This window comes from Streptococcus pseudopneumoniae, from assembly GCF_001072375.1.
In the GTDB taxonomy this organism is placed as follows: Bacteria; Bacillota; Bacilli; order Lactobacillales; family Streptococcaceae; genus Streptococcus; species Streptococcus pseudopneumoniae_L.
Genome location: NZ_JVKV01000032.1, coordinates 1 through 21,380 on the forward strand (window position 1 = coordinate 1; position 21,380 = coordinate 21,380).

General features: G+C 41.8%; 23 protein-coding genes. All 23 read right to left on the reverse strand.

Annotation, left to right across the window (positions count from 1 at the left end):
* Positions 1 to 140 precede the first annotated feature (140 nt).
* Entirely contained in the window at positions 141 to 1,415 is a 1,275-nt protein-coding gene (locus tag ADH31_RS02535) for a hydroxymethylglutaryl-CoA reductase, degradative (protein ID WP_049508869.1), read from the reverse strand.
* Positions 1,415 to 2,587, reverse strand: coding sequence for a hydroxymethylglutaryl-CoA synthase (locus tag ADH31_RS02540; protein ID WP_049508871.1), 1,173 nt, complete (start codon positions 2,585 to 2,587; stop codon positions 1,415 to 1,417). Before ADH31_RS02540 ends, ADH31_RS02535 begins: the two co-directional genes overlap by 1 nt.
* A 175-nt stretch (positions 2,588 to 2,762) precedes the next feature.
* Positions 2,763 to 3,212 (reverse strand): threonine/serine exporter family protein, encoded by a 450-nt coding sequence (locus ADH31_RS02545; protein ID WP_049508872.1) that lies wholly within the window; start codon positions 3,210 to 3,212, stop codon positions 2,763 to 2,765.
* A gap of 1 nt (position 3,213) precedes the next feature.
* Entirely contained in the window at positions 3,214 to 3,972 is a 759-nt protein-coding gene (locus ADH31_RS02550; protein ID WP_049503411.1) for a threonine/serine exporter family protein, read from the reverse strand.
* A gap of 87 nt (positions 3,973 to 4,059) precedes the next feature.
* Positions 4,060 to 5,952 carry a Stk1 family PASTA domain-containing Ser/Thr kinase gene (gene pknB, locus ADH31_RS02555; protein ID WP_049508875.1) on the reverse strand — a complete coding sequence of 631 codons (1,893 nt, stop codon included), beginning with the start codon at positions 5,950 to 5,952 and terminating at the stop codon, positions 4,060 to 4,062.
* Positions 5,949 to 6,689 (reverse strand): Stp1/IreP family PP2C-type Ser/Thr phosphatase, encoded by a 741-nt coding sequence (locus ADH31_RS02560; protein WP_049508877.1) that lies wholly within the window; start codon positions 6,687 to 6,689, stop codon positions 5,949 to 5,951. Before ADH31_RS02560 ends, pknB begins: the two co-directional genes overlap by 4 nt.
* A 15-nt stretch (positions 6,690 to 6,704) precedes the next feature.
* Positions 6,705 to 8,018, reverse strand: coding sequence for a 16S rRNA (cytosine(967)-C(5))-methyltransferase RsmB (gene rsmB / locus ADH31_RS02565; protein WP_049508916.1), 1,314 nt, complete (start codon positions 8,016 to 8,018; stop codon positions 6,705 to 6,707).
* Positions 8,011 to 8,946 (reverse strand): methionyl-tRNA formyltransferase, encoded by a 936-nt coding sequence (fmt, locus tag ADH31_RS02570; protein WP_049508880.1) that lies wholly within the window; start codon positions 8,944 to 8,946, stop codon positions 8,011 to 8,013. The genes rsmB and fmt overlap by 8 nt, the downstream gene beginning before the upstream one ends.
* Positions 8,947 to 8,957: 11 nt before the next feature.
* Positions 8,958 to 11,354 (reverse strand): primosomal protein N', encoded by a 2,397-nt coding sequence (locus ADH31_RS02575; RefSeq protein WP_049508882.1) that lies wholly within the window; start codon positions 11,352 to 11,354, stop codon positions 8,958 to 8,960.
* An 84-nt stretch (positions 11,355 to 11,438) separates the two neighbouring features.
* Positions 11,439 to 11,753: a DNA-directed RNA polymerase subunit omega gene (gene rpoZ, locus ADH31_RS02580; RefSeq protein ID WP_006146546.1), complete on the reverse strand. Its 315-nt coding sequence runs from the start codon at positions 11,751 to 11,753 to the stop codon at positions 11,439 to 11,441.
* A 24-nt stretch (positions 11,754 to 11,777) separates the two neighbouring features.
* Complete coding sequence (gene gmk, locus ADH31_RS02585) at positions 11,778 to 12,404, reverse strand: guanylate kinase (RefSeq protein WP_000775049.1); 627 nt, start codon at positions 12,402 to 12,404, stop codon at positions 11,778 to 11,780.
* Positions 12,405 to 12,540: 136 nt separating this feature from the next.
* The gene (locus ADH31_RS02590; protein ID WP_049508885.1) at positions 12,541 to 14,154 is read right to left on the reverse strand and encodes a ribonuclease Y; all 1,614 of its coding nucleotides are present in this window, start codon (positions 14,152 to 14,154) and stop codon (positions 12,541 to 12,543) included.
* A 216-nt stretch (positions 14,155 to 14,370) separates the two neighbouring features.
* Positions 14,371 to 14,625: a Txe/YoeB family addiction module toxin gene (locus ADH31_RS02595; protein WP_049508887.1), complete on the reverse strand. Its 255-nt coding sequence runs from the start codon at positions 14,623 to 14,625 to the stop codon at positions 14,371 to 14,373.
* A gap of 3 nt (positions 14,626 to 14,628) precedes the next feature.
* Positions 14,629 to 14,883: a type II toxin-antitoxin system Phd/YefM family antitoxin gene (locus ADH31_RS02600; RefSeq protein ID WP_186822552.1), complete on the reverse strand. Its 255-nt coding sequence runs from the start codon at positions 14,881 to 14,883 to the stop codon at positions 14,629 to 14,631.
* A gap of 132 nt (positions 14,884 to 15,015) precedes the next feature.
* Positions 15,016 to 16,113 (reverse strand): nucleotidyltransferase, encoded by a 1,098-nt coding sequence (locus ADH31_RS02605; RefSeq protein WP_049508891.1) that lies wholly within the window; start codon positions 16,111 to 16,113, stop codon positions 15,016 to 15,018.
* 9 nt (positions 16,114 to 16,122) lie between these two features.
* Complete coding sequence (locus ADH31_RS02610; protein WP_049508894.1) at positions 16,123 to 16,863, reverse strand: class I SAM-dependent DNA methyltransferase; 741 nt, start codon at positions 16,861 to 16,863, stop codon at positions 16,123 to 16,125.
* Positions 16,864 to 17,080: 217 nt separating this feature from the next.
* Positions 17,081 to 17,431 carry a ribosome silencing factor gene (gene rsfS / locus ADH31_RS02615; RefSeq protein WP_049508897.1) on the reverse strand — a complete coding sequence of 117 codons (351 nt, stop codon included), beginning with the start codon at positions 17,429 to 17,431 and terminating at the stop codon, positions 17,081 to 17,083.
* Positions 17,432 to 17,443: 12 nt separating this feature from the next.
* Positions 17,444 to 17,944 carry a cysteine hydrolase family protein gene (locus tag ADH31_RS02620; RefSeq protein WP_049508899.1) on the reverse strand — a complete coding sequence of 167 codons (501 nt, stop codon included), beginning with the start codon at positions 17,942 to 17,944 and terminating at the stop codon, positions 17,444 to 17,446.
* The gene (yqeK, locus tag ADH31_RS02625) at positions 17,945 to 18,538 is read right to left on the reverse strand and encodes a bis(5'-nucleosyl)-tetraphosphatase (symmetrical) YqeK (protein ID WP_049508901.1); all 594 of its coding nucleotides are present in this window, start codon (positions 18,536 to 18,538) and stop codon (positions 17,945 to 17,947) included.
* Positions 18,538 to 19,167: a nicotinate-nucleotide adenylyltransferase gene (locus ADH31_RS02630; RefSeq protein ID WP_036759262.1), complete on the reverse strand. Its 630-nt coding sequence runs from the start codon at positions 19,165 to 19,167 to the stop codon at positions 18,538 to 18,540. Before ADH31_RS02630 ends, yqeK begins: the two co-directional genes overlap by 1 nt.
* 50 nt (positions 19,168 to 19,217) lie before the next feature.
* Complete coding sequence (gene yhbY, locus ADH31_RS02635) at positions 19,218 to 19,529, reverse strand: ribosome assembly RNA-binding protein YhbY (RefSeq protein WP_000060171.1); 312 nt, start codon at positions 19,527 to 19,529, stop codon at positions 19,218 to 19,220.
* 211 nt (positions 19,530 to 19,740) lie between these two features.
* Entirely contained in the window at positions 19,741 to 20,847 is a 1,107-nt protein-coding gene (gene yqeH / locus ADH31_RS02640; protein ID WP_049508905.1) for a ribosome biogenesis GTPase YqeH, read from the reverse strand.
* Positions 20,848 to 20,849: 2 nt separating this feature from the next.
* Entirely contained in the window at positions 20,850 to 21,377 is a 528-nt protein-coding gene (locus tag ADH31_RS02645) for a YqeG family HAD IIIA-type phosphatase (RefSeq protein ID WP_049508906.1), read from the reverse strand.
* Positions 21,378 to 21,380: the final 3 nt, after the last annotated feature.

The following is a 21,380-nucleotide window of genomic DNA, read 5'->3' on the forward strand; positions in this document are numbered from 1 at the left end:
AATCTCTTCAAACCACGTCAGCTTCCATCTGCAACCTCAAAACAGTGTTTTGAACAGCCTGCGGTTAACTTCCTAGTTTGTTCTTTGATTTTCATTGAGTATAAACAAAAAAACTCAGACTAGATTCGTCTGAGTTTTTCTTATGATCTTAAATGTTTCAATAGCGTTTGCGCTTTTTCTAAATTAAAGGTTTTTTCAGCAATCAAGTTTTCTACCAACTTAGGCACTTCTGCCTCAGTCGCACCTGCTAAAAGTGCTAACGACTTTGCCTGAAGTTTCATGTGTCCATGCTGAATACCTGTACTGACCAAAGCCTTAAGGGCTGCAAAATTCTGTGCAAGACCAATCGAAACGATAATTTGAGCCAATTCCTTAGCTGATGGATGACCTAGCAACTCATGGCTGAGAACTACACGAGGATTAAGACCAATTGATCCACCCTTGGTAGCAACTGGCATCGGCATAGTCAGCTCTCCTATTAGCTCTTCTGTTTCCAAATCCATCGTCCAACGACTGAGACCTCGATAAGCACCATCATGACTGGCATAGGCATGTGCTCCTGCTTCGATGGCACGCCAATCATTTCCTGTCGCAATCAAGAGAGCATCGATTCCATTAAAGATTCCCTTATTGTGAGTAGCTGCTCGATAAGGATCTGCTTGAGCAAACTGGCTGGCTAAAACCATTTTTTCAGCTAGTTCACGCGCTTCATCTTTTTGGCGACTCAAATAACGAAAGGCAATCCGACAAGTTGCAGTTACTAGAGAATCTGTTGCATAGTTGGATAGAATGCCCATTAAACTTCGCCCTTGACTTAGAGCCTCTAAGCTAGGTTTTAAAGCTTCAAGCATGGTATTGAGCATATTAGCTCCCATGGCTTCCTGAGTATCGACATGGAGATAAACCACTAAAAAGTCAGCCTCACCAGAAATTTTTTCAACTGTTAGCTCTCTCGCTCCACCACCACGTTTGACAATAGAGGGATAGGCTTGGTTTGCTTGTTCGAGTAGCTCTGCTTTCTGACTCAAAATAGCCTGACATGCTTTATCCCTATCTGGAACCTGATAAAGAGCTACCTGACCAATCATTTGGCGTTGATGAACCTGAGCAGTAAAACCACCCACACGTTTGATAATCTTACTAGCAAAACTAGCTGCAGCAACAACAGATGGTTCTTCTGTTACATAAGGAACTGTGTACTCTTGACCATTTACCAACACTTCTGGAACTACTGAGTATGGAAGTGAGAAGGTCCCCACTACATTTTCACTCAGTTGGTCCGCAACTGCTATACTAAGATTTTCATTCTGCTCAAGACTTTCTTGGGCTTCGATAGAAGTAAGCGCCTGAGACTTAACGAACTCTAGGCGCTCTTGAATTGATTTTTTAGCAAATCCATTCCAATTTTTTTTCATTATTTTTCAACCTTGCTGTAGCGACGTTGGTGGTCTACAATCTCAACAAGGGCAAAGTCTTGCCCTTCATAACCTGACATCGTTGCAGATCCAGACTCATCTAATTGGGCTTCCTCAAAGAACATTCGTTCATAATCAGCTACGCTCAATGCTTGACGTTGGTCTAGCAATTCTAGACGATTTTTTTGCAATTGATTTTCATAGCCTTCAACCAATTCTACACTAAAGAACTCAGATACAGCCCCACTACCATAGCTGTAGAGGGCAATCTTATCCCCAGCTTTTAGGCTATCAGAATTTTCAAGAAGAGACAAGAGACCTAAGAAGAGTGAACCTGTATAGATATTTCCAACTTTTTGGCTATAAATAATAGATTCATCAAAGTGCTTTTGAAGCAAGTCCTTCTTCTCTTGAGGCAAGGATTTGTCTAGGATTTTTTTCAATCCTTTGAGAGCTAGCTTCGGATATGGCAAGTGGAAACATACAGCTTCAAAATCGTCCAAGTTACAGTCATAACGCTTTTGGTACTCTTCCCAAGTCGTTTTTAAGCTATCAAGATATTGCTGTGTTGAGTAAACCCCATTTACAAATGGTGTTGTCGAGTAATTTGGACGCCAGAAGTCCATAATATCACGAGTCTGCGCAACGTTATCGTTGTTGAATACCATAACTCGTGGATTTTGGCTAATCAACATAGCAACACAGCCGGCTCCTTGAGTTGGTTCTCCAGGAGTTTCAACACCATACCTTGCAATATCACTGGCTAGTACCAAAACTTTTGATTTTGGAGAATTTTCTACGTGTAACTTAGCATAGTGAAGGGCCGCTGTTGCACCATAACAAGCTTCCTTGATTTCAAAACTACGAGCAAATGGTTGAATCCCAAGCAAACCGTGTACAAAGACAGCTGCAGCTTTACTCTGGTCAATCCCAGATTCAGTCGCAACGATAACCATATCAATCTCTTGCTTTTCTTCTTCAGTCAGGATAGAATTTCCTGCACTAGCAGCCAAGGTAACAACATCCTCTGTTAAAGGAGCAATACTCAATTCTTTTAAAAGGAGTCCTTTACTCAATTTTTCAGAATCAGTCCCTCGAGTTTCTGCTAAATCTTGTAATTTCAAAACGTATTGACTGGTTGCAAAACCAATCTTATCAATACCGATTTTCATATTTACCTCTATTTTTATCATTCATTATAAAAATTCGTTCATCTCTATTTTATCATAATTGAGATCAAATGAGCGAAAAAAGACTTGATTCCCCAAATCAAGTTCTTTTTTAAAAGTTTATCTCATTTTAGGATACTCTAACAAACTGAACTGAAGAGCCATAAAAAATCGAGTCTTAGCTAGCTCGATTCTTTTTGAGATAATGATACAATTTCAACAAAACTGTTCCACTGGCCATTCCAATGGAAATAACGAGAGCCAACATCATGACTAAAATGGCACTAGAAATGGCATGGCCGTAGTCACCTGTAACGAAGAAGGAAGTTGTTCGATAGGACAGGTAACCTGGAACTAGTGGAGCTAAGATGGCTAAAGCAAAAACAACGGCTGGTGTTTTGTAGATAATGCTCATAATCTGGCTGATACAAGAACCAATTACCGCAGCAATAAAGGTTGCTAAAATGACATTAGTTGGCTCCTTGAGTATTAGATAGAGGAGCCAGATTGACATTCCCAAAACACCCCCAGGGATGAGCATAGAACGCTGGACATTTAAGACGATTAAAAAGGTGATAATGGCAAGCAAACTTGCCAGAGCTTGCAATAAAAATGTTGATAGTGTCATATTAGTTCATGAGTACGAGGGCGACTGATGTTCCAGCCCCTAAGGCAAGGGTAATCAGCAAGGATTCAAACATCTTGCTCATACCAGAGTTAATGTGATTGGTCATAATATCTCGGACAGCATTGGTCAGAGCAATTCCAGGTACAAAAGGCATGACCGCACCTGCAATCACTAAATCCGCCGTCGACGGCAAACCAGAATAGCGTGCCCAAAATTGTGCAATCAAACCGAAGACAAGAGCACCTGCAAAAGCTGTCATAAAAGGAATACGAATAAACTTCTCTACATAAAGAGAGAAAGTAAAGGCAAACAAGGTCGCCACTCCTGCTCCGATGGCATCGTAGACATTCCCACCGAACATGATTGAAAAGAAAGGAGCACTGAGAGTCGCTGCAGCAGTTAGTTGAATATTGGTGTAGGGAGGTGCCTTGGCATTCAATTCCTTTAGTTGGATAAAGGCTGTATCCAGATCCAGCTGTCCTGATACAAGCTGCCGTGAAATCTGGTTGACATCACATACCTTCTCAATATTATAAGCAGAGGAGGTCACTCGCTTCATGCGAGAGATATTTGTATTTTCAATGGAGAAAAAAATGGCGGCAGGCATGGCTAAAACATTACAATCCATAATACCCTGTGAATGAGCAATCCGAATCATGGTATCTTCAACACGATAAATCTCAGATCCATTGCGAAGTAGAATCGTTCCTGCTAGCATAATGACATCGATCACTGCATTCAGTTGTTTGACTTCGTCCATGTTTTCCTCCTTCTAAAACTCCTTTTTATTTTATCATAAATTTGAAGGAAAAAAAATCTTTGTCACAAAAACTGTGACAAAGATTGATTAATTATCTGTGTTATGTTCGTCTGTTTGATTATGTGTTGACGAAGATGGAGTCGATTGACTTTGTGATGGCACTGTATTATCTACTCTGTTAGTGTTACGCTGGCTCGAAGACGGAACCGAAGAAAAAGAAGAAGAAGGTGGTGGGGTTTTTGGTTTATAAATAGAAATCTTTATACGTGTCGTACTTAGATCAACTTTCTCACCTAGTTTTGGACTTTGATCGACAACAGTTCCTTCAGCAGTGCCCTCAGGTGCTGTCGAAACCTCTACGACTTCGATATTAGCTTCCTTGACACCAACAATTTGAATTAAGTTATTCTTTGTAAATTCAAGACTTGAGCCAATATAACTTGGCATGGTCACGGTTGTCACCTTTTTAGCAACAGTCAAAACGATAGAAGTTGCCTTGGTAAGATCATAAGTCGTACCTTCTGCTAAGCTCTGTTTTAAAACCACACCTGGTTCTGATTCACTGGACTCTTCTTCTTCAATCTTAATCAGATTTTCAGGAACCTTTTTCCCTTTCAATTCTGCTATGACATCTGCAGATTTACGACCAACATAATTTCCAAGCTTAAAGGATTGTTGACCTGAAGATATGATTAGATTAACTTTAGACCCTTCTTTGCGAGCTGAGCCAGCATCTGGATCTGTTCGGATGACCCGACCTTCTTCTACGGTATCACTCGCTTCGGTCTTCTCCTCACCAATCTCAAAATTCGCTTTTTTCAGATTTTCTTTTGCTTCAGCGACAGTTTGACCTGCAACTTTTGGAATCTCAACAGTAGCTGGTGTTCTAGACAAAATCCACACCAGAGAAGCAGCAACCAGTACGAAACTTGCTAGTAGAACTAGATAACGTGCTTTAAAACGACGTTTTTTCACCGGTTTTTCCACAGATTTTTTAGCGCTCACTTCTGGGCTAGCTTTAGTTGCCTGATGGCTTTCTATCTGTGGTTGAACCTTAGGAATAGAGGTCAAGGTTGTCTGAGAAACTTTTGGCAATGTCTTTGTGTCCGCCTTAGTAGCATCATCAAAAACAAGTTTAGGTTCATTTCTGCGGTTATAAGATAGACTGCTAGATAAATCAACATACATCTCTGAAACCGACTGGTATCGATCTGTAAGCTTTTTAGCAGTTGCTTTGATGACCACATTCTCCAAAGCTTGGGGAACAGATGGGTTTTCAGCTATGACCGAAGGAAGAGGTTTTTGGAAATGCTGGAGGGCTATAGTCACTGCACTATCACCATCATAAGGGATATGCCCTGTCAGCATCTCATAGAAAATAATCCCCATGGCATAGATGTCACTCTGCACAGTTGCCTTAGAGCCACGAGCCTGCTCAGGTGACAAGTAGTGAACAGAACCCAGCATAGAGTTGGTCTGAGTCAGACTTGTCTCTGCAAAGGCTACAGCAATCCCAAAATCCGTCACCTTGGCCGTTCCATCAGGAGTTAAAAGAATATTTTGAGGCTTTAAGTCACGATGGACAATACCTTTAGTGTGCGCCAAGCGCATCGCTAAGAGAATCTGTCCCATGATACGGACAGCTTCTTCATTTGAGAGGGGATAGTGTTCTTTGATATAGCGCTTAAGATCAAGACCAGCTACATATTCCATAGCTAGGTACTGTTGACCGTCCTCTTCGCCGATATCCGTTATCCGAACGATATGGGGATGATCTAAGTCAGCCATTGCACGCGCTTCACGCTGAAAACGCGCAACAGCAATCGGGTCAGTCTGGTAGTTAGTCCTCAAGACCTTAACAGCTACCTCTTCCCCATCTAAAATCAAATCCTTGGCCAGGTAGACATCTGCCATACCTCCACGACCAATTTGTTTGATAATCCGATACCGCCCGGCAAAAATCTTGCCGATTTGGATCATTCTGCCGCCTCCTCCTTAATCGAAACAAGGGCAACTGTAATATTATCAAGCCCTCCGGCATTGTTGGCAAAGCGTACCAAAGTGGCTGCCTTATCATCAAGCGAAATATCGCTTGTCACAATATCATAGATCTCACTGCCTGAAATCATATTGGTTAGACCGTCGCTATTCATGACCAGATAGTCACCTGGTTCCAAGCTGACAATTCCATAATCAGGTTGAATTTCGTCTTTTTGTCCGATAGATTGGGTGATGATATTCTTTTGTGGATGTGCTTCAGCTTCTTCAGGTGTCAATTGACCTGCCTTGAGCAATTCATTGACCAAAGAATGATCACTGGTCAATTGATGGTATTCTTCACCACGAATCAGACCGATACGAGAATCTCCAATATGAGCATAAATAGCTTGATGATCAATAATTGCAAGGGCTTCTAGAGTTGTCCCCATTCCCTTGTAGGCTTCATCACGCCCCATTTGATAAATCTTTTGATTTTCAACTTCTAGATGGTGGGCAAACCATTCGCGAACTTCATTAACGGTGTCAATCTGCGTATCAACCCAGGCAACACCTAAATCAGTTACTGCCATCTCGCTGGCAATATTACCTGCACGGTGTCCTCCCATCCCATCAGCCAAGATGATCATTGTACGACCGGCACGGTTGACAAAAAGATTGACATAGTCTTGATTATTTGTACGTTTCTGACCCACATCTGTTAATAATGAAATCTCCATTATGTCAGTTCCTTCCTACTTGGATATCTTGCGAAATTGGCTGATAAAGAATCCATCACTTCCGTATAATTCCGGAGTAATGAGGATACAACCATTTTTCACGATATCCTTACATTCGTGTTCTAGTTTAACCTGCTCGAACTCTGGATGACTTTCTAAAAATGCTTGAACAACTTGAAAGTTCTCTTCAGAGACAATAGTGCAGGTACTATAAGTTATTATACCACCTTTACGTAGCGTTTGACAAACACTACCTAATATTTCCAACTGAATTTCCTGTAATGACGCGAAATCTGCTGTCTCTTTATTATATTTGATATCTGGTTTTCGACGCAATAGACCAATCCCTGAACAAGGAGCGTCAACAAGAATCTTATCAAATTGATCCTTGCCAAAAAACTCATGCACTTTTCGTGCATCCAGTTTTTGCGTTTGGACACGGTCCGCTACACCTAAGCGCTGAGCATTTTCTTGAATCAAAGTGAGTTTATGGTCATAGAGATCTAGAGCCGTTACCTGACCTGTCGTCAAATAGGATGCCATATGGGCGGTCTTTCCACCAGGGGCCGCACAAGCATCTAAAACCTGCTCATCTCCTTGTAACTCTAGTGTCGGTGCAACCAACTGACTAGACTCATCCTGGATAGTAATAGTCCCTTCAGCAAACAAATCATGGCCTGCAAAGTGCCCCTGTTCCTTAACCAGACCAGCAGGAGATAAAAGAGAATCACTTGCACCAAGCAAAGCTTTGATTTCCTCTTTTCGGCTCAAATCGGTCACACGGATACTGGCTTTATTCCGTTGCAATAGACTTTCAAAAATAGCTTGAGCTCGCTCTTCTCCATACTCTTCCTTGAGTTTCGAAATCAACCAAACTGGTAAAGAGTAGGCAATGGAATCACGCTTATTTTTACGTTTGATACTGGCAATAGCTGGCAAGCCCTCACGCAAAATACGACGAAGAACAGCATTGACCAGTTTTTCACTACCCTTCTTACGAGCTTTTGCAATTTCTACCGCTTCATTGACCACTGCATGATCAGGAAGCTTATCCAAGTATTGGAGTTGATAGACGCTCATGAGAAGCAGAACATAGAGCCAGCTATCTAGCTTATCTCTATCCTCAATAAAGTGAGAAATGTACCACTCCAATGTAAGTTTTCGAGCTACAGTACCATACACAAGCTCTGTCACCAAACCCTTATCTGCAGCTGATAGTTGACTTCCCTTGAGATGTTTATTTAAGGCGATATTGGAGTAAGCTTGTTGGATAAAGACATCCTCCAATACCTCTAGGGCTAAACTTCTAGCCGTTTCTACTTTAGTCACCAAATCGTTCTCCTACTGCCAAAGTTCGTCCCACACCGTTGAGGAAGGAAGCAATGTCCATCTTAGGTTTTCCTGCTGGTTGGACTTGCTTGAGTGATAAAGCTCCTTCTGCTGTTGCGACGATCAATTCTTTCTTGCCGATGGATAGTATCTCACCCGGAGTCCCTTGACCATCTACTGGCAGGGCTTCATAAATCTTAAAACGATCTCCCTTGAGGAAGGTATGAGCAACTGGCCATGGATTCATCCCACGGATTTGGTTAAAGAGTTGACGATTGGTCTTGTTCCAGTCCAGTTTTTCCTCCTCAGGTTTGATATTTGGTGAGAAAGTTACTTGACTTGGGTCTTGTGGTTCTGGTTGAATCTCGCCAGCAATGTATGCAGGCAAAGTATCCAAAAGCAGATCACGACCGACAATGGCCAATTTTTCAAACAAGGTTCCGACATTGTCCTCATCTGTAATCGGAATGCTACGACGAGAAATCATATCTCCGGCATCCATTTCCTTGACCATTTCCATAATGGTTACTCCTGCCTCCTCATCACCCTGAATCAAGGCATAATGGATCGGAGCACCACCACGGTGTTTAGGAAGGAGAGAAGCATGAACATTGACTGCAAAATCCATGCTATCAAGGAGTTTACTTGGGAGAAATTGCCCAAAGGCGGCTGTTACAATCCCATCAGCGCCCAAGTTCATGATAGCTTCCATTTCTGAACTACCCGATAATTTTTCTGGTTGGTAGATAGGCAGACCTGCCTCTTTGGCAGCTTGTTTCACTGGGGTTTCCTGGATGACTTTTTTACGGCCGACAGCACGATCTGGTTGCGTCACAACAGCTACAATCTCGTAGCGATCATCTGACAAAAGTCCCTTCAAAACAGTTGCTGAAAAGTCGGGAGTCCCCATAAAGATTAGTTTTGTCATCTTTTCTCCTTCTATAAAAATTGTTGCGGTTCGTGGTCAATACTGAGACGAAGTTCGCTATTTTCACGTTCTTGAGTTAGAGCCAAAACCTGATTAAGGGTCGAGGCCAACTCATCTTCTAAACGGTATTTAATCAAAATTTGGTAGTGGTAGAGGTTATGAGTACGAGCGATAGGTTTTGGCGTCGGACCTAGAATTACACTAGCATCCGATAAACCTGACCGCAAAATTTCCATGACTTGATAAGCACGTCTAAGAACCTCTTCTTCTTTTTTATGAGATAAGGTGATTCCAATAGTAAAATAATAAGGTGGATACCCCAACTGACGTCTGATACCCATTTCATAGGCATAGAAACCTTCGTAGTCCTGATCCTTGGCGAACCGAATGGCATAATGATTAGGATTATAGGACTGAATCAAGACCTGACCTGCCTTTTCAGCGCGACCGGCACGGCCTGCTACCTGGGTCAAGAGTTGGAAAGTCCTCTCAGAAGAACGAAAATCAGGCAGGTTCAAGGCTGTATCCGCATTGAGAACACCAACCAAGGTCACATTTGGAAAATCTAATCCCTTGGCAATCATCTGGGTTCCTAGCAATATGTCCGCTTCACCATTGCCAAATTGTTCAAGTAAAGCTTGGTGACTGCCTTTTTTACGAGTTGTATCCACATCCATGCGTAGAATGCGTGCCTCTGGAAAGAGTTCCGCTAGCTCATCATAAGCCTTCTGTGTCCCCGTTCCATAATAGCGAATGCTACGACTCTGACAGTTTGGACAGACATGTGGAATTTCCTTCGTAAAACCACAATAATGACAGTTCATAGTCTTAGTATCCATATGCAGCGTCAAGGAAATATCGCAGTTCGGACAGGTATCCACGGTCCCACATTCACGGCACATGACAAAGCTAGAATAACCACGACGATTGAGCATGAGAACAACCTGCTCTTTTTTATCTAATCGATCTTTAATGGCCTCAATCAGTGGTGGTGTAAAATTTGATGTTTCATTCTGCCCGATATAATCACGGAAATCAATCAGTTGAACTTCAGGAATGCTTGCTAAAGGATTGGCCCTTTGCGTCAGGCGGAGATGTTGATAAACACCTTTGCCAGCACGCGCACGACTTTCTAAACTCGGTGTTGCAGAACCAAGGACTAGGGCAGCTTGATTGTACTGAGCTCGTAAAATGGCCACATCTCTAGCATGATAACGCGGATTACTGTCTTGCTTGTAGCTGGCCTCGTGCTCCTCATCGATAATGATTACCCCTAGATTTTTCAAAGGTGCAAAAATGGCAGACCTAGCACCAACAACTACCTGGGCTTCTCCTCGCTCCACCTTGCGCCATTCATCGTACTTTTCACCATTGGACAAGCCAGAGTGGAGAATCGCTACTTTATCACCAAAACGAGCAATGAAACGCTCTGTCATTTGAGGTGTCAGAGAGATTTCTGGGACTAAAACAATCGCTGTTTTCCCCATATCCAAGGCTCCTTGGATAATCTGCAAGTAAACCTCCGTTTTCCCACTTCCAGTGATTCCTTGTAAAAGAAATGGAGGATGTTCTTTCCCAATCGCTCCAACAACCGCCTCACAGGCTTCTTTTTGTTCTGGATTTAACTCTAAGGATTGGCTAGCCTCAATGCCTTCAAAATAAGCCGCTGAACGTTGGACTTCTTTTTGCACGATGGTGATAGCACCGTGATCCACGAAGAAATTGACTTGTTCGCGTGAGTAATGTTCTAACAAATCAGCCAAAGGAACTGTTTCAGGATGTACTAATAAGTATTCTCGCAGTTCCAATTTCTTCTTGGCACGATTTGAAATTTCTAGCTTTTCTAACTGTTCAAGATGAACTTCAACCCAAGACTGCGTCTTAACCTTCTTCTGATCCACAGCCTGGTACTCTAGTTTTAAAAGCCCTTTTCGAGTCAATCGCATCATCTCAGCCTGCTTTTCTAGGTCGAGAGATGAAAAGGCTAGAGATTCTTGCGAACCGAACAATCGCTCTTTATCTTCCTGACTCAAACCTTCCAGAGGATAGAGGATTTTATCATAACTAGAGTTCAAAAATCCAGGAAGCATGGCTTTAAGAATAGAAATTTTGTATGAGAAGACTGATTTACGTAGTTCCTCTGCTAGCCAGAGTTGTTCCTCCGTTAAGACAGGAGAAAAGTCAAGTACCTCGGCAATTTCTTTTAAGTCCTCGTCTGCCACATCTGTATCAGATTGAGACTCCAATCCAAGAACAATTCCCTGAATCAAGCGATTGGCCTTCCCAAAAGGTACATGAACCCGCATGCCAACTTCCAACATTCCTTCAAATTCCTCAGGAACCTTGTAACTATAAGGTTGATCAGTCTGCATCAAGGGAACATCCACAATGATTTTTGCAATACCCATATCCTCACCTCCTTCTCTTCTTAAATCCTTTTAATTGATTGAGTATTCTTGCAATAGAAAAAATAAGATTGAGTCCCCCCAACCTTAAATTTTTTCACCTTCTTCTTTTTCTTTCGCGATTTGCTCTTTAATTTTCTTTTCTTCTTCTTCTTTCAATCGTCTTTCTTCTTCGATACGACGACGAACAGCTTCGCGTTTTCCTTCTGGATCTGGGTGGATGGTTACATTCCCTGATTCAATTTCTTCCAAGGCACGAAGAGTTGATTTTTCAGATTTAAATTCTTGAGTAGCAGGTGCTCCAGCTTCTAATTCATGAGCACGCTTTGCTTCCAAGATGACGAGTGAATATTTTGATGGTACCTTGTCAAGCAAGGTATCAATAGAGGGTTTAAGCATCATTTGTTTGTACCTGTTTTCTAAATTTTATCGAATAGTCGGAGACTTTGGTAGCATATCCTGATAATGACCAATCACGCGGTCTACACGGAAATGTTCAGCTTCAATGACACGTTTGACACGTTCGGCCGCTAGAGGAACATGGTCATTTACAATAGCGTAGTCATACTCACGCATCAAAGCAATTTCTTCCTTGGCTTTTTCGATACGCTGAGCAATCACTTCTGCACTATCTGTACCACGGCCTACGAGACGGTCTTGCAATTCTTCCAAATCTGGCGGTGTCAAAAAGATAAAGACCGCATCTGGAACTTTTTTCTTGACCTGAAGAGCTCCCTGCACTTCAATTTCAAGAAAGACATCGATTCCCTTATCAAGCGTTTCATTAACATAAGTCAGAGGAGTTCCATAATAGTTACCCACATACTCTGCATACTCTAACATTTGCCCTTGACGGATCAACTCTTCAAATTCCTCCCGTGTACGGAAGAAATAATCAACACCATCTACTTCACCTGGACGTTGTGCCCGTGTTGTCATAGATACAGAATATTGAAATTGGTTTTCAGAACTCTCAAAAATTTCTCGTCTAACCGTTCCTTTTCCAACTCCAGAAGGACCTGAAAAAACGATTAGTAAGCCTCGGTCTGCCATTATGTCTCCTTTAGATAGTTTGTGAAATGACTTGAAAATTTCTGTAAGATTATATGTCTAAAGCCATTTCTGCACACTACAATCTTTCTATCTAGTGTAACAAAAAAGCAGTAATTTTTCAACTGCTCTTTCTTATTTATTTTGCATAATCAACTGCACGAAGTTCACGAATCACGGTTACCTTGATATTTCCTGGATAATCGAGATTGTTTTCGATTTTCTCACGAACTTTATGAGCCAAGATTGTGACCTTGTCGTCCTTGATTTGACCTGGATTTACCATGATACGGATTTCGCGACCAGCTTGAAGGGCAAAGCTATTTTGAACACCTTCAAAGCTATTAGCAATTTCCTCTAAATCATGGAGACGTTTGATGTAGCTTTCAAGTGATTCGCTACGAGCTCCTGGACGGGCAGCACTCAAGGCATCCGCCGCGGCAACGATAACTGCAATCACACTCTCAGGTTCTACATCACCGTGGTGACTAGCGATGGTATTGATCACAACTGGGTGTTCCTTATACTTGCGAGCCAATTCTGTACCAATCTCAACGTGGCTACCTTCTACTTCACGGTCAATGGCTTTACCGATATCGTGAAGGAATCCCGCACGACGGGCAAGGGTAGCATTTTCACCAAGTTCGCTAGCCATGATACCAGCCAACTTAGCCACTTCAATCGAATGACGCAAGACATTTTGTCCGTATGAAGTACGGAACTGCAAGCGACCCATAATCTTCATCAAGTCAGGGTGAAGGTTCGGTGCACCAATTTCATAGGCTGCAGCTTCACCATATTCACGAATCTTGTTATCAATCTCTTGACGATTTTTTTCAACCAACTCTTCAATACGAGCTGGGTGGATACGTCCGTCCTTAAGCAAGGTTTCCATAGTCATACGGGCAATCTCACGGCGGATCGGATCAAAACCTGACAAGGTTACAACTTCTGGCGTATCATCAATGATAACATCAACCCCTGTCAAACTTTCAAACGTACGGATGTTACGCCCTTCACGACCAATGATACGACCTTTCATGGTATCATCAGGCAGATGAACCGTAGAGTTGGTAGACTCAGCTACATACTCACCAGCAATTCTCTGCATGGCTTGGGCCAAGATATCCTTAGCCAGCTTATCTGAACGTTCCTTAACTTCTTGCTCAGCCTCACGAATACGACTAGCAATTTCCTTAGTCAAGTTTTCCTCTGTCTGAGCCAAGATAATGTCTTTTGCTTCCGACTGAGTTAGAGTTCCGATACGCTCTAATTCGCCTTGCTTTTGTTTCTCAATTTCTTCTAGTTGTTCTTCACGTACATCAAGGTTTTTTGCTCTATCAGAAATACTTTGTTCTTTTTGTTCAAGTGTTTTTTCTTTGTTCGTTAAATTATCATCTTTACGATCAAGACTGCTAGCACGTTCGGTCAAACGACTTTCGATTTGCTTGAGTTCTTGACGTTCTGATTTAAATTCAGCGTCCACTTCTTCACGGTATTTTCTGGCTTCTTCTTTAGCCTCCAATAGTGCTTCTTTTTTAAGGGATTTGCTTTCGCTTTTAGCTTCATTTAGTAATAAATCCGCTTCGCGCTCAGCTTGTCCTCGTAAATTAGTTGCTTCTTGTTCAGCATTTAAAAGCATCAACTCTGCAGCCTCTTGTGATGATTTCATCTTGACTGAGATGCTGACATATCCAATGACTAAACCAATGATGACGGCAAAAACAACGATAACAATCGCCATAATTTCCATGTTTTTACCTCAATTTATTTGTTTATCCGAATGATATGCATTCCTATACATTCTACCATAAAAAATCATTTTTAACAAACCTTAATTTGAAGTTATTTTGGTCATTTCAAGGCTAAAAATCCTTATTTTTCCTAATAAAATAGGCTATTCTCCCTAATTAAATTTTAAAGATTTTTTTAGAAAAAAATAAGTTAAAAAGCCTACCTTTCAGTAGACTTAATAATGATCTTTAAAGGATAAAAAAGCGATGCTTTCACCATCCATCATATAAATCAAGCGATTTTCTGCGTCAATACGACGCGACCAAGCTCCTTGGTACTCATACTTGAGCGGTTCTGGTTTACCAATTCCTGTAAAAGTGTCGCGTTGAATATCCTTGATTAGTTTATTGATTCTTTTCAATGTTTTCTTATCTTGGTTTTGCCAGTAGCAATAATCCGCCCAGGCATCTTCTGTAAACTTGAGTAGCATCCATCACTCCTCTATCACATGCACCTGAGTATGTCCTGCACGAACTTGGGACATTCCTCGCAAGACCTTGTCAGAAAGTTCCTTATTCTGAGCAATTCTCAAGGTTTCCTGAATACTATCCCACTCACTCTTTGAAAGAACGACAATATCCTCGTCAGGATTTTTGTTGACCACAGTCAAAGGTTCAAACTCATCGTTTACCTTCTTCATATAGTCCTTTAAATGATTTCGGAATGTTGAGTAAAGAACTGCTTCCATAACCATACCTCGTTTTACCTCTTTTCCACTATTATACACGAAAAGAAAAAAGTTGTCAGGAACTTGTACAAGATTTTTTATTTTCTATCTAGTTATTCGAAAAAAACTAAAAAAGCCTACCTTTCAGTAGACTTAATTTAATTCGTTTCTGATTGGTGCTCGGCCAAAATTTTGTTCTGTTATACTTGGGTGTCCTAGTTGATAGACTTGATCTGCCTTTTGAGTCATAGCATCCCAGGGTTCTTTGCCGATTCGACTAACTAGATTGACCTGATCTTTCAGAGACTTGAGGTGTTGTCTGCCTTTTTCGGTAAATCCAAGGATATGAATGGATTCTGACAAATCACTTTCTCTAGCCTGAACCAAGGTATAGGTCAAGAGGCGACGTACACGAGCCTTAGTGTAGCGTTTGGTAGCAACAACCTCAACCAACTCTTCCACAGACTGAGCTGTCTTTATGGCATCCTTGATACGCACTGCCATTTCCTGATTGACCTGATAAATGCTAGTTAGGTCTGTATTTGAGACGATTTGATAGCGTAAGAGTGGAAAATAATATTCCCAGCTAACCTTACTGGCATTGTTAAAGACCTCAACAGAAGGCATAAAGTGTTCTAAGAAATCTTGGTCCCTCTGGTGCTGACGTAGGGCTGTCGCCGAAGCAAACTCAACATTCTTGTCTACAGAATGGTAACCTGCTCCCTGACGTTGAATTGGATGAAGTTTGATGTTGCGCCCTGCTACTGCCTTGGCATAGGCGAGAGCAAGGACATGATTGGGCGTATCACCAGAAAAATCAAGACCTGCAAATTCCTTCCACATAGCTTGGGTTTTCTGGGGATAAGAAAGAGAATCAGGTAAATTATCCACAAATTTCTCCATCTCTTGACCACGTTCTGAGTATAGGTCAGCAATTTTCTGATAATCCAGAACTTCCTCTGTCCCAAAGGCTAAGGTATCAATTCCCAAACGAGCCAAGATAGCCACTGCACCTTGGCCGAAAAAATCCGCCGCTTGAACACTGACTAAAAAGGGCAATTCCACTACCAAATCCGCACCATTTTCCAGTGCCATTTGAGCCCGTGTCCACTTGTCCACGATAGCAGGCTCCCCACGCTGCATGAAATTCCCAGACATGGCAACGATTTTCAGTCCCTCTGCCTGTTCCAGCAGGTATTTGTGTCCATTATGAAAGGGATTGAACTCCGCGATAATACCTGTAATGGTCATGCTAATCTCCTACTTCTGCGCCACAAAAAACCAACGGGTACTTGTTTCTGTTGGATCTTTGTCTTCAAAGTCAGCATAAAGCTTGAAGGACTTAAAACCAGCCTGTTCCAACAAGATATCATAGGTCAAGATCTCGTATGTACGCTCCTCATGCACTTCATCGTGGCGACTAAAGGAACCATCTGCTTCCTTGACAAAGAAAGTCAGCTCATGCACGATAGAATGTGGTGCTGCATCCTCATAGGTATCCCAAAGCATGGCAAAATCTTCCGCATTTTCATGGTAGGAATAGCCTGGGAAGACCTCATCAGTCTGGTAGGTCGAATGCACATCAAAGATAAAGACACCATCTTCATTGAGGGCATTATACACTTCCTTAAAGACGTCTCCAACCTCCACTTCATCCTGCATGTAGCAGATAGAATCGGAATAGCAGGTCACAAAGTCGTATTTACCAGCCTTGGATAAATCCAGCATATTTCCTTCAATGAAATCAATCTTTTGCTTTGCTGAATCTGCTCTCTTTTCGGCAACCTTCAACATATCCGCACTCAAATCAAGCCCAGTCACATCAAAGCCAGCTTGAGAAAAGCGCATAGACTGAATCCCTGTCCCACAAGCCAGTTCCAGGAGTTTCTTTCTCTCCTTGGTTTTAGGCAAATGGCGTAGCGAAAAATCCGTCCATTTGTCGTATAAACTATCATCCATCACAGCATCGTAAACAGCCGCAAAAGTTTCATAAGTAGGCATAATTAAGTTACAAAGAGCGTCCCTGGCAAATACCACTCGCCCTTTACCTTTCAATCAATTTTTCTAAAATAAGCAAATAAAACCCAGTTGACTGCAACTGAGTTCAATTGTAACGCTATAGTCTTTTCGTTTGCTTTTAGTACTAGGCAACGAATTGCAGGCATAACTAGAGTTAGGCAAAAAGAGTTAATGCCGTAATAAAAGATAAAGGAAAAGACTATAAAGTTTCTGAGAGATCTACAGAATTAGCCTCATGCCAAAGCTTTTCTAGGTTATAGTGGGCACGCATTTCTTCTGAAAAGATATGCACAACGACACTGCCGAGGTCTAGCAAGACCCAACCTCCAGCCGCATCACCTTCGACATGGCTACCTTTAAAGCCAGCTTCAGCTACTTTTTCACGGATATTGTCAGCGATAGCATCCAACTGACGGCTGTTCATTGAGCTAGTGATAACAAAGTAGTCTGTCACGCTAGTCAAATCTTGTACATCAAGTGCGAGGATATCCTCTGCACGTTTCTCATCAGCCGCTTTCACGACTAGTTCTAGTAATTCTTTTTCGTTCATTTAATCCTCTTTCTAGAAAATATGTTTGTAATCTAGGACATCTGCAAAGCGCCCCTCCCAAATGTCCTCATAAAATTCATTTATCGTTTCAGCTGGAATGTCATCCCCATCAAAGGTTGTGACAGCACCTTCTGGAATAATAAGCTGATAGCCATATTCAAAGGCAACCTTGACAGAGGTATCCACACAATATTCTGTCTGCATACCACATAAAACTAATTTTTCAATCCCCTGTTTATCCAAGTATTCTTTTAAACCAGTTTCTTTGAAAATACTATTATACTTCTTCTGAAAGACCTTTTCATCAGGTTTTCGATTTAAAAGCGCAGATAACTGCCAATCTTCTGATGTTTTGGCTTCAGGGTTCTCAATATGTTGAACATAGATAATTTCGATATTCTTACTTCTAGCTTGGTTTTGTAAATAAGAAATTTTTTCCAATAGACCTTTTGTCTGAAACCCCGTTTCCACTAAAATATTTTGTACATCAATAATGATAAAAGCCGTCTTCATTTAATCCTCTTTTAAATAGTGCACATAGGCGTTATAGGTTTCAAGGGTTTGGGGATAGATGGGAAAGCCCTGGTGAGCTAAATGCTCCACAGTATGAGCTGTCTCATAGGCCACCGCCTTATTTAGTGACAAACTTGCAATCTCACGTGCCTGGTCCACACCTGGAAAGGCACGATTGTGCTCGATATAGTCTGCGACGTAGATGACCTTGTCTAGGTCCGTCATCTGGCCAGCTCCAACTGTATGGATTTCTATTGCACGCAAAATTTCAGGATCTTTCAAATCTAAATCTTCCTGAATCTTGTAAATTCCTACCATGCCATGCCAGACATTATTGCCCCAGTTTTTAAGGTCTGAATCTAGTTGATATCGATCAATCAAGTCTAGAAACTCTTGATCTGACAGCTTTTTAGCATAGTCATGAAGAAGGCCTGCTAGTCCTGCTTTCTCGGTATCGACTCCAAATCGCTGAGCCAGTTCTATGGCTGCACGCTCCACACCCAAGCAATGGGTTAGACGTTTTTCAGGTAGGAGCTCTGCCATTTTTTCCAACAATTCTTCACGCGAACAGTTGATATAGTCTTGGTATGCCATCAGTAAAGCCCTTCTTTCTCGATATAGTCTAGCACTGGTTTTGGCAAGAGAAAGTTAGGGGTGCGTCCTTGGGCGATAAAATCACGTACCATACTGGATGAAATATCCATGAGAGGCACATCCACCCAGATGACTGGATAAGAAGTCCCAGCCTTGTATCGTGGTCGCTGAACTCCTACAAACTGAACGAGGTCGACCAATTCGTCAATTCTATACCATTTGGGTAAATAGTCTACCATGTCAGCGCCGATGATAAAGTAATAATCTGTATCTGGATTCTTCTCTGTCAAAATCTTCATGGTGTCGTAGGTGTAGGAAATACCCTTACGCTCCAGCTCGATGGTCTCAATAGCTAAACCTTCGATTCCGTCAATTGCCAATTCAAGCATTTTGAGACGATGGTGCTCAGGGATAGTTTCCTTTTTGTCTACGTGAGGTGGTTGATATTCAGGCATGAGCAGAACCTGATCCAATCCCAACTGTTGACGGACTTGGTCTGCCACGATAAGATGGGCGTTGTGAACAGGGTTAAAATTTCCCCCTAAGATTCCAACTTGTTTGCGTTTTTTATCCTTTATTTCTGGCTCTAACTCCACTTTTGTAAAGGGAGTTAATAATTCGATTGCCATAGGCTAATCTCCTTTAGTCTTCTGTAAAAACAGTTTTTTGGAGTATATTTTTAGATTTCTTTAACTTTTTTAGAAATCTTGCGATTTTCTTTCTTGCTTGATTGTTTATACAAAATCAAGATGCGTCCGATTTTTTGGACTGTATCCACACCGATTTCTTCTTCTAAGATTTCAGCTACTTCGTGGATATTTTCATCTGTATTTTGCAAGAGTGTAACCTTAATCAATTCACGGGCATCAAGTGCCTGACGAACGCTGGTCTTGATTTGGTCGTTGAGACCATTTTTCCCGATTTGGATGATGGGTTTAAGGGTGTGTGCCTGGCTGTTGAGGAAGGCACGTTGTTTCGATGTTAATGACATATTCTTTCTTCCTTTTTTGATAGTTATTTTAGGTGGTGGGGGAAGGTCGGAACTAATTTTTCAATGATTTCACCTTTGAAAAATGGATTTCCTGACCTCACAATTGAGCCTAGGTCTCAATTGTGCCCCTTGCCAATCTATGGATTGGCAATCACACCACGGCAATAACTATCTTTTTATGAGCTCACTTTGTTCGCTCAGTGATTTTAGTTTAAATAATTGCTTTTCGTGTGACGACGGCGACGCCTTCTGGTGCCCAGACGGCGACTTTGGCGGTGCCTGTTACACGAATCCAGCCTAGTCCTGAGATAACTAGGTCTGTCTTGTCTTTAATATTAAAGACATGCTGGACCAGTTTTGGAAAATCTTCTTTTTCCTTGCTATTTGGTGGTGTGAGGAGGGTTCCAAGGTGCTTGTCGTAAAAAGCACTAGCCCCTTCTAGCTTGGTACGATGAAGTTTGAGTTCATTGTCAAAGAAAGCTGTAAATCCTTGCTTTTCTCCTGCAATGAAGTCAAATCGTCCCAAGCCACCTAAAAATAGAGTTTGTTCAGGGTTTAGTTGATAAGTTTTTGGCTTGATTTCCTTTTTAGGGCTGACATACTTGAGATTTTTGGCCGTCAAGTAGTGAGCCATCTGGTGACGATGGATAATTCCAGGCGTATCGTAGATATAAGAACCATCATCAAGCGGAATCTCGATTTTATCTAGAGTTGTCCCTGGGAAACGTGAGGTTGTGATGACATTCTGGTCACCCGTAATTTCCTGGATAATAGCATTGATAAGAGTTGATTTCCCAACGTTGGTCACACCAACTACGTAAACATCACGTCCCTTACGATAGTGCTCGATCTTGTCAATGACTTCCTTAATGGCATGCTTATTTTGCGCTGAAGTCAAGACGACATCGACTGGACGAAGTCCTTCTTCATGGGCACGTTCCATGAGCCATTGGCTAATTTTACCAGGCTTAACAGACTTAGGAAGGATGTCTTTTTTATTTCCAACCAAGAGCACATCATTACCTGACACAAAGCGTGACAATCCTGGGATAACAGAGCCATTGAAATCAAAGATATCAATCACATTGACCACCAAAGCATCGCTATCTCCAACCTCGTGCAAGAGTTTGAGAAAATCATCATCTGTCAACTGAACATCAGTGATTTCATTGTAGTGACGAAGACGGAAACAACGCTGGCAATAAACTTCTCCAGTTTCCAAACCTTTTTCAAGTGCTGACTGAGGTGTAAAACCTAAACCAGTCTTATCTTCCGTCTGAATGATTGCTCCACAACCAATACAGAGAATTTCTTCCATAATTAGATTCCTTTTTTATAAGTGATAGGGCCGTACTTTTGAGCGATTTTTCTCATGACACGACGCTCACGCGCTCGGTTAATCTGAGTCTTAATAGAGTCGTGCTGGACCAAGGGTTTAACCAAAATCGAACGAATACCTGCTCGGTGGGCTGCTCGAATATCCGTCATCAGTTGGTCGCCAATCATGACCACTTGGTCTTTTTCATAGTGGAAATGTTTCATGGCACGGTTAATTCCTAAAGTAAAGGGCTTCAGTGCCCAGTAAACATAGTCAATATCAAATTTTTCAACTGCTCGTTTGACACGTTTGGGTGTGTTATTGGATACTACAATGATACGAATCCCAGCATCTCGCAGATCATGCAACCATTGCTTCATCTCTACTGTTCCATCTGGATTATTCCAAGCAATCAGGGTATTATCCAAATCAACCAAAACAGCCTTGATCCCCTGCTCCTGCAGGCTTTGGACTGTCAGATCATAAACTGCTTCCACAGCAAAATCTGGCATATAATTTTCAATCGCCATTCT

Excerpts from the sequence above, each read along its gene's own strand:
- ADH31_RS02600 (WP_186822552.1), bottom strand. The coding sequence starts at position 14,883 with ATGGAAGCAGTTCTTTACTCAACATTCCGAAATCATTTAAAGGACTAT.
- pknB (WP_049508875.1), bottom strand. The coding sequence starts at position 5,952 with ATGATCCAAATCGGCAAGATTTTTGCCGGGCGGTATCGGATTATCAAA.
- ADH31_RS02630 (WP_036759262.1), bottom strand. The coding sequence starts at position 19,167 with ATGGCAATCGAATTATTAACTCCCTTTACAAAAGTGGAGTTAGAGCCA.
- rpoZ (WP_006146546.1), bottom strand. The coding sequence starts at position 11,753 with ATGATGCTTAAACCCTCTATTGATACCTTGCTTGACAAGGTACCATCA.
- ADH31_RS02645 (WP_049508906.1), bottom strand. The coding sequence starts at position 21,377 with ATGGCGATTGAAAATTATATGCCAGATTTTGCTGTGGAAGCAGTTTAT.
- yqeH (WP_049508905.1), bottom strand. The coding sequence starts at position 20,847 with ATGGAAGAAATTCTCTGTATTGGTTGTGGAGCAATCATTCAGACGGAA.
- gmk (WP_000775049.1), bottom strand. The coding sequence starts at position 12,404 with ATGGCAGACCGAGGCTTACTAATCGTTTTTTCAGGTCCTTCTGGAGTT.
- ADH31_RS02620 (WP_049508899.1), bottom strand. The coding sequence starts at position 17,944 with ATGAAGACGGCTTTTATCATTATTGATGTACAAAATATTTTAGTGGAA.
- ADH31_RS02610 (WP_049508894.1), bottom strand. The coding sequence starts at position 16,863 with ATGCCTACTTATGAAACTTTTGCGGCTGTTTACGATGCTGTGATGGAT.
- ADH31_RS02545 (WP_049508872.1), bottom strand. The coding sequence starts at position 3,212 with ATGACACTATCAACATTTTTATTGCAAGCTCTGGCAAGTTTGCTTGCC.
- yhbY (WP_000060171.1), bottom strand. The coding sequence starts at position 19,529 with ATGTCATTAACATCGAAACAACGTGCCTTCCTCAACAGCCAGGCACAC.
- rsfS (WP_049508897.1), bottom strand. The coding sequence starts at position 17,431 with ATGAACGAAAAAGAATTACTAGAACTAGTCGTGAAAGCGGCTGATGAG.
- ADH31_RS02550 (WP_049503411.1), bottom strand. The coding sequence starts at position 3,972 with ATGGACGAAGTCAAACAACTGAATGCAGTGATCGATGTCATTATGCTA.
- ADH31_RS02575 (WP_049508882.1), bottom strand. The coding sequence starts at position 11,354 with ATGGGTATTGCAAAAATCATTGTGGATGTTCCCTTGATGCAGACTGAT.
- ADH31_RS02560 (WP_049508877.1), bottom strand. The coding sequence starts at position 6,689 with ATGGAGATTTCATTATTAACAGATGTGGGTCAGAAACGTACAAATAAT.
- ADH31_RS02540 (WP_049508871.1), bottom strand. The coding sequence starts at position 2,587 with ATGAAAATCGGTATTGATAAGATTGGTTTTGCAACCAGTCAATACGTT.
- fmt (WP_049508880.1), bottom strand. The coding sequence starts at position 8,946 with ATGACAAAACTAATCTTTATGGGGACTCCCGACTTTTCAGCAACTGTT.
- yqeK (WP_049508901.1), bottom strand. The coding sequence starts at position 18,538 with ATGGCATACCAAGACTATATCAACTGTTCGCGTGAAGAATTGTTGGAA.
- ADH31_RS02590 (WP_049508885.1), bottom strand. The coding sequence starts at position 14,154 with ATGGAAATTATGGCGATTGTTATCGTTGTTTTTGCCGTCATCATTGGT.
- ADH31_RS02535 (WP_049508869.1), bottom strand. The coding sequence starts at position 1,415 with ATGAAAAAAAATTGGAATGGATTTGCTAAAAAATCAATTCAAGAGCGC.
- ADH31_RS02595 (WP_049508887.1), bottom strand. The coding sequence starts at position 14,625 with ATGCTACTCAAGTTTACAGAAGATGCCTGGGCGGATTATTGCTACTGG.
- ADH31_RS02605 (WP_049508891.1), bottom strand. The coding sequence starts at position 16,113 with ATGACCATTACAGGTATTATCGCGGAGTTCAATCCCTTTCATAATGGA.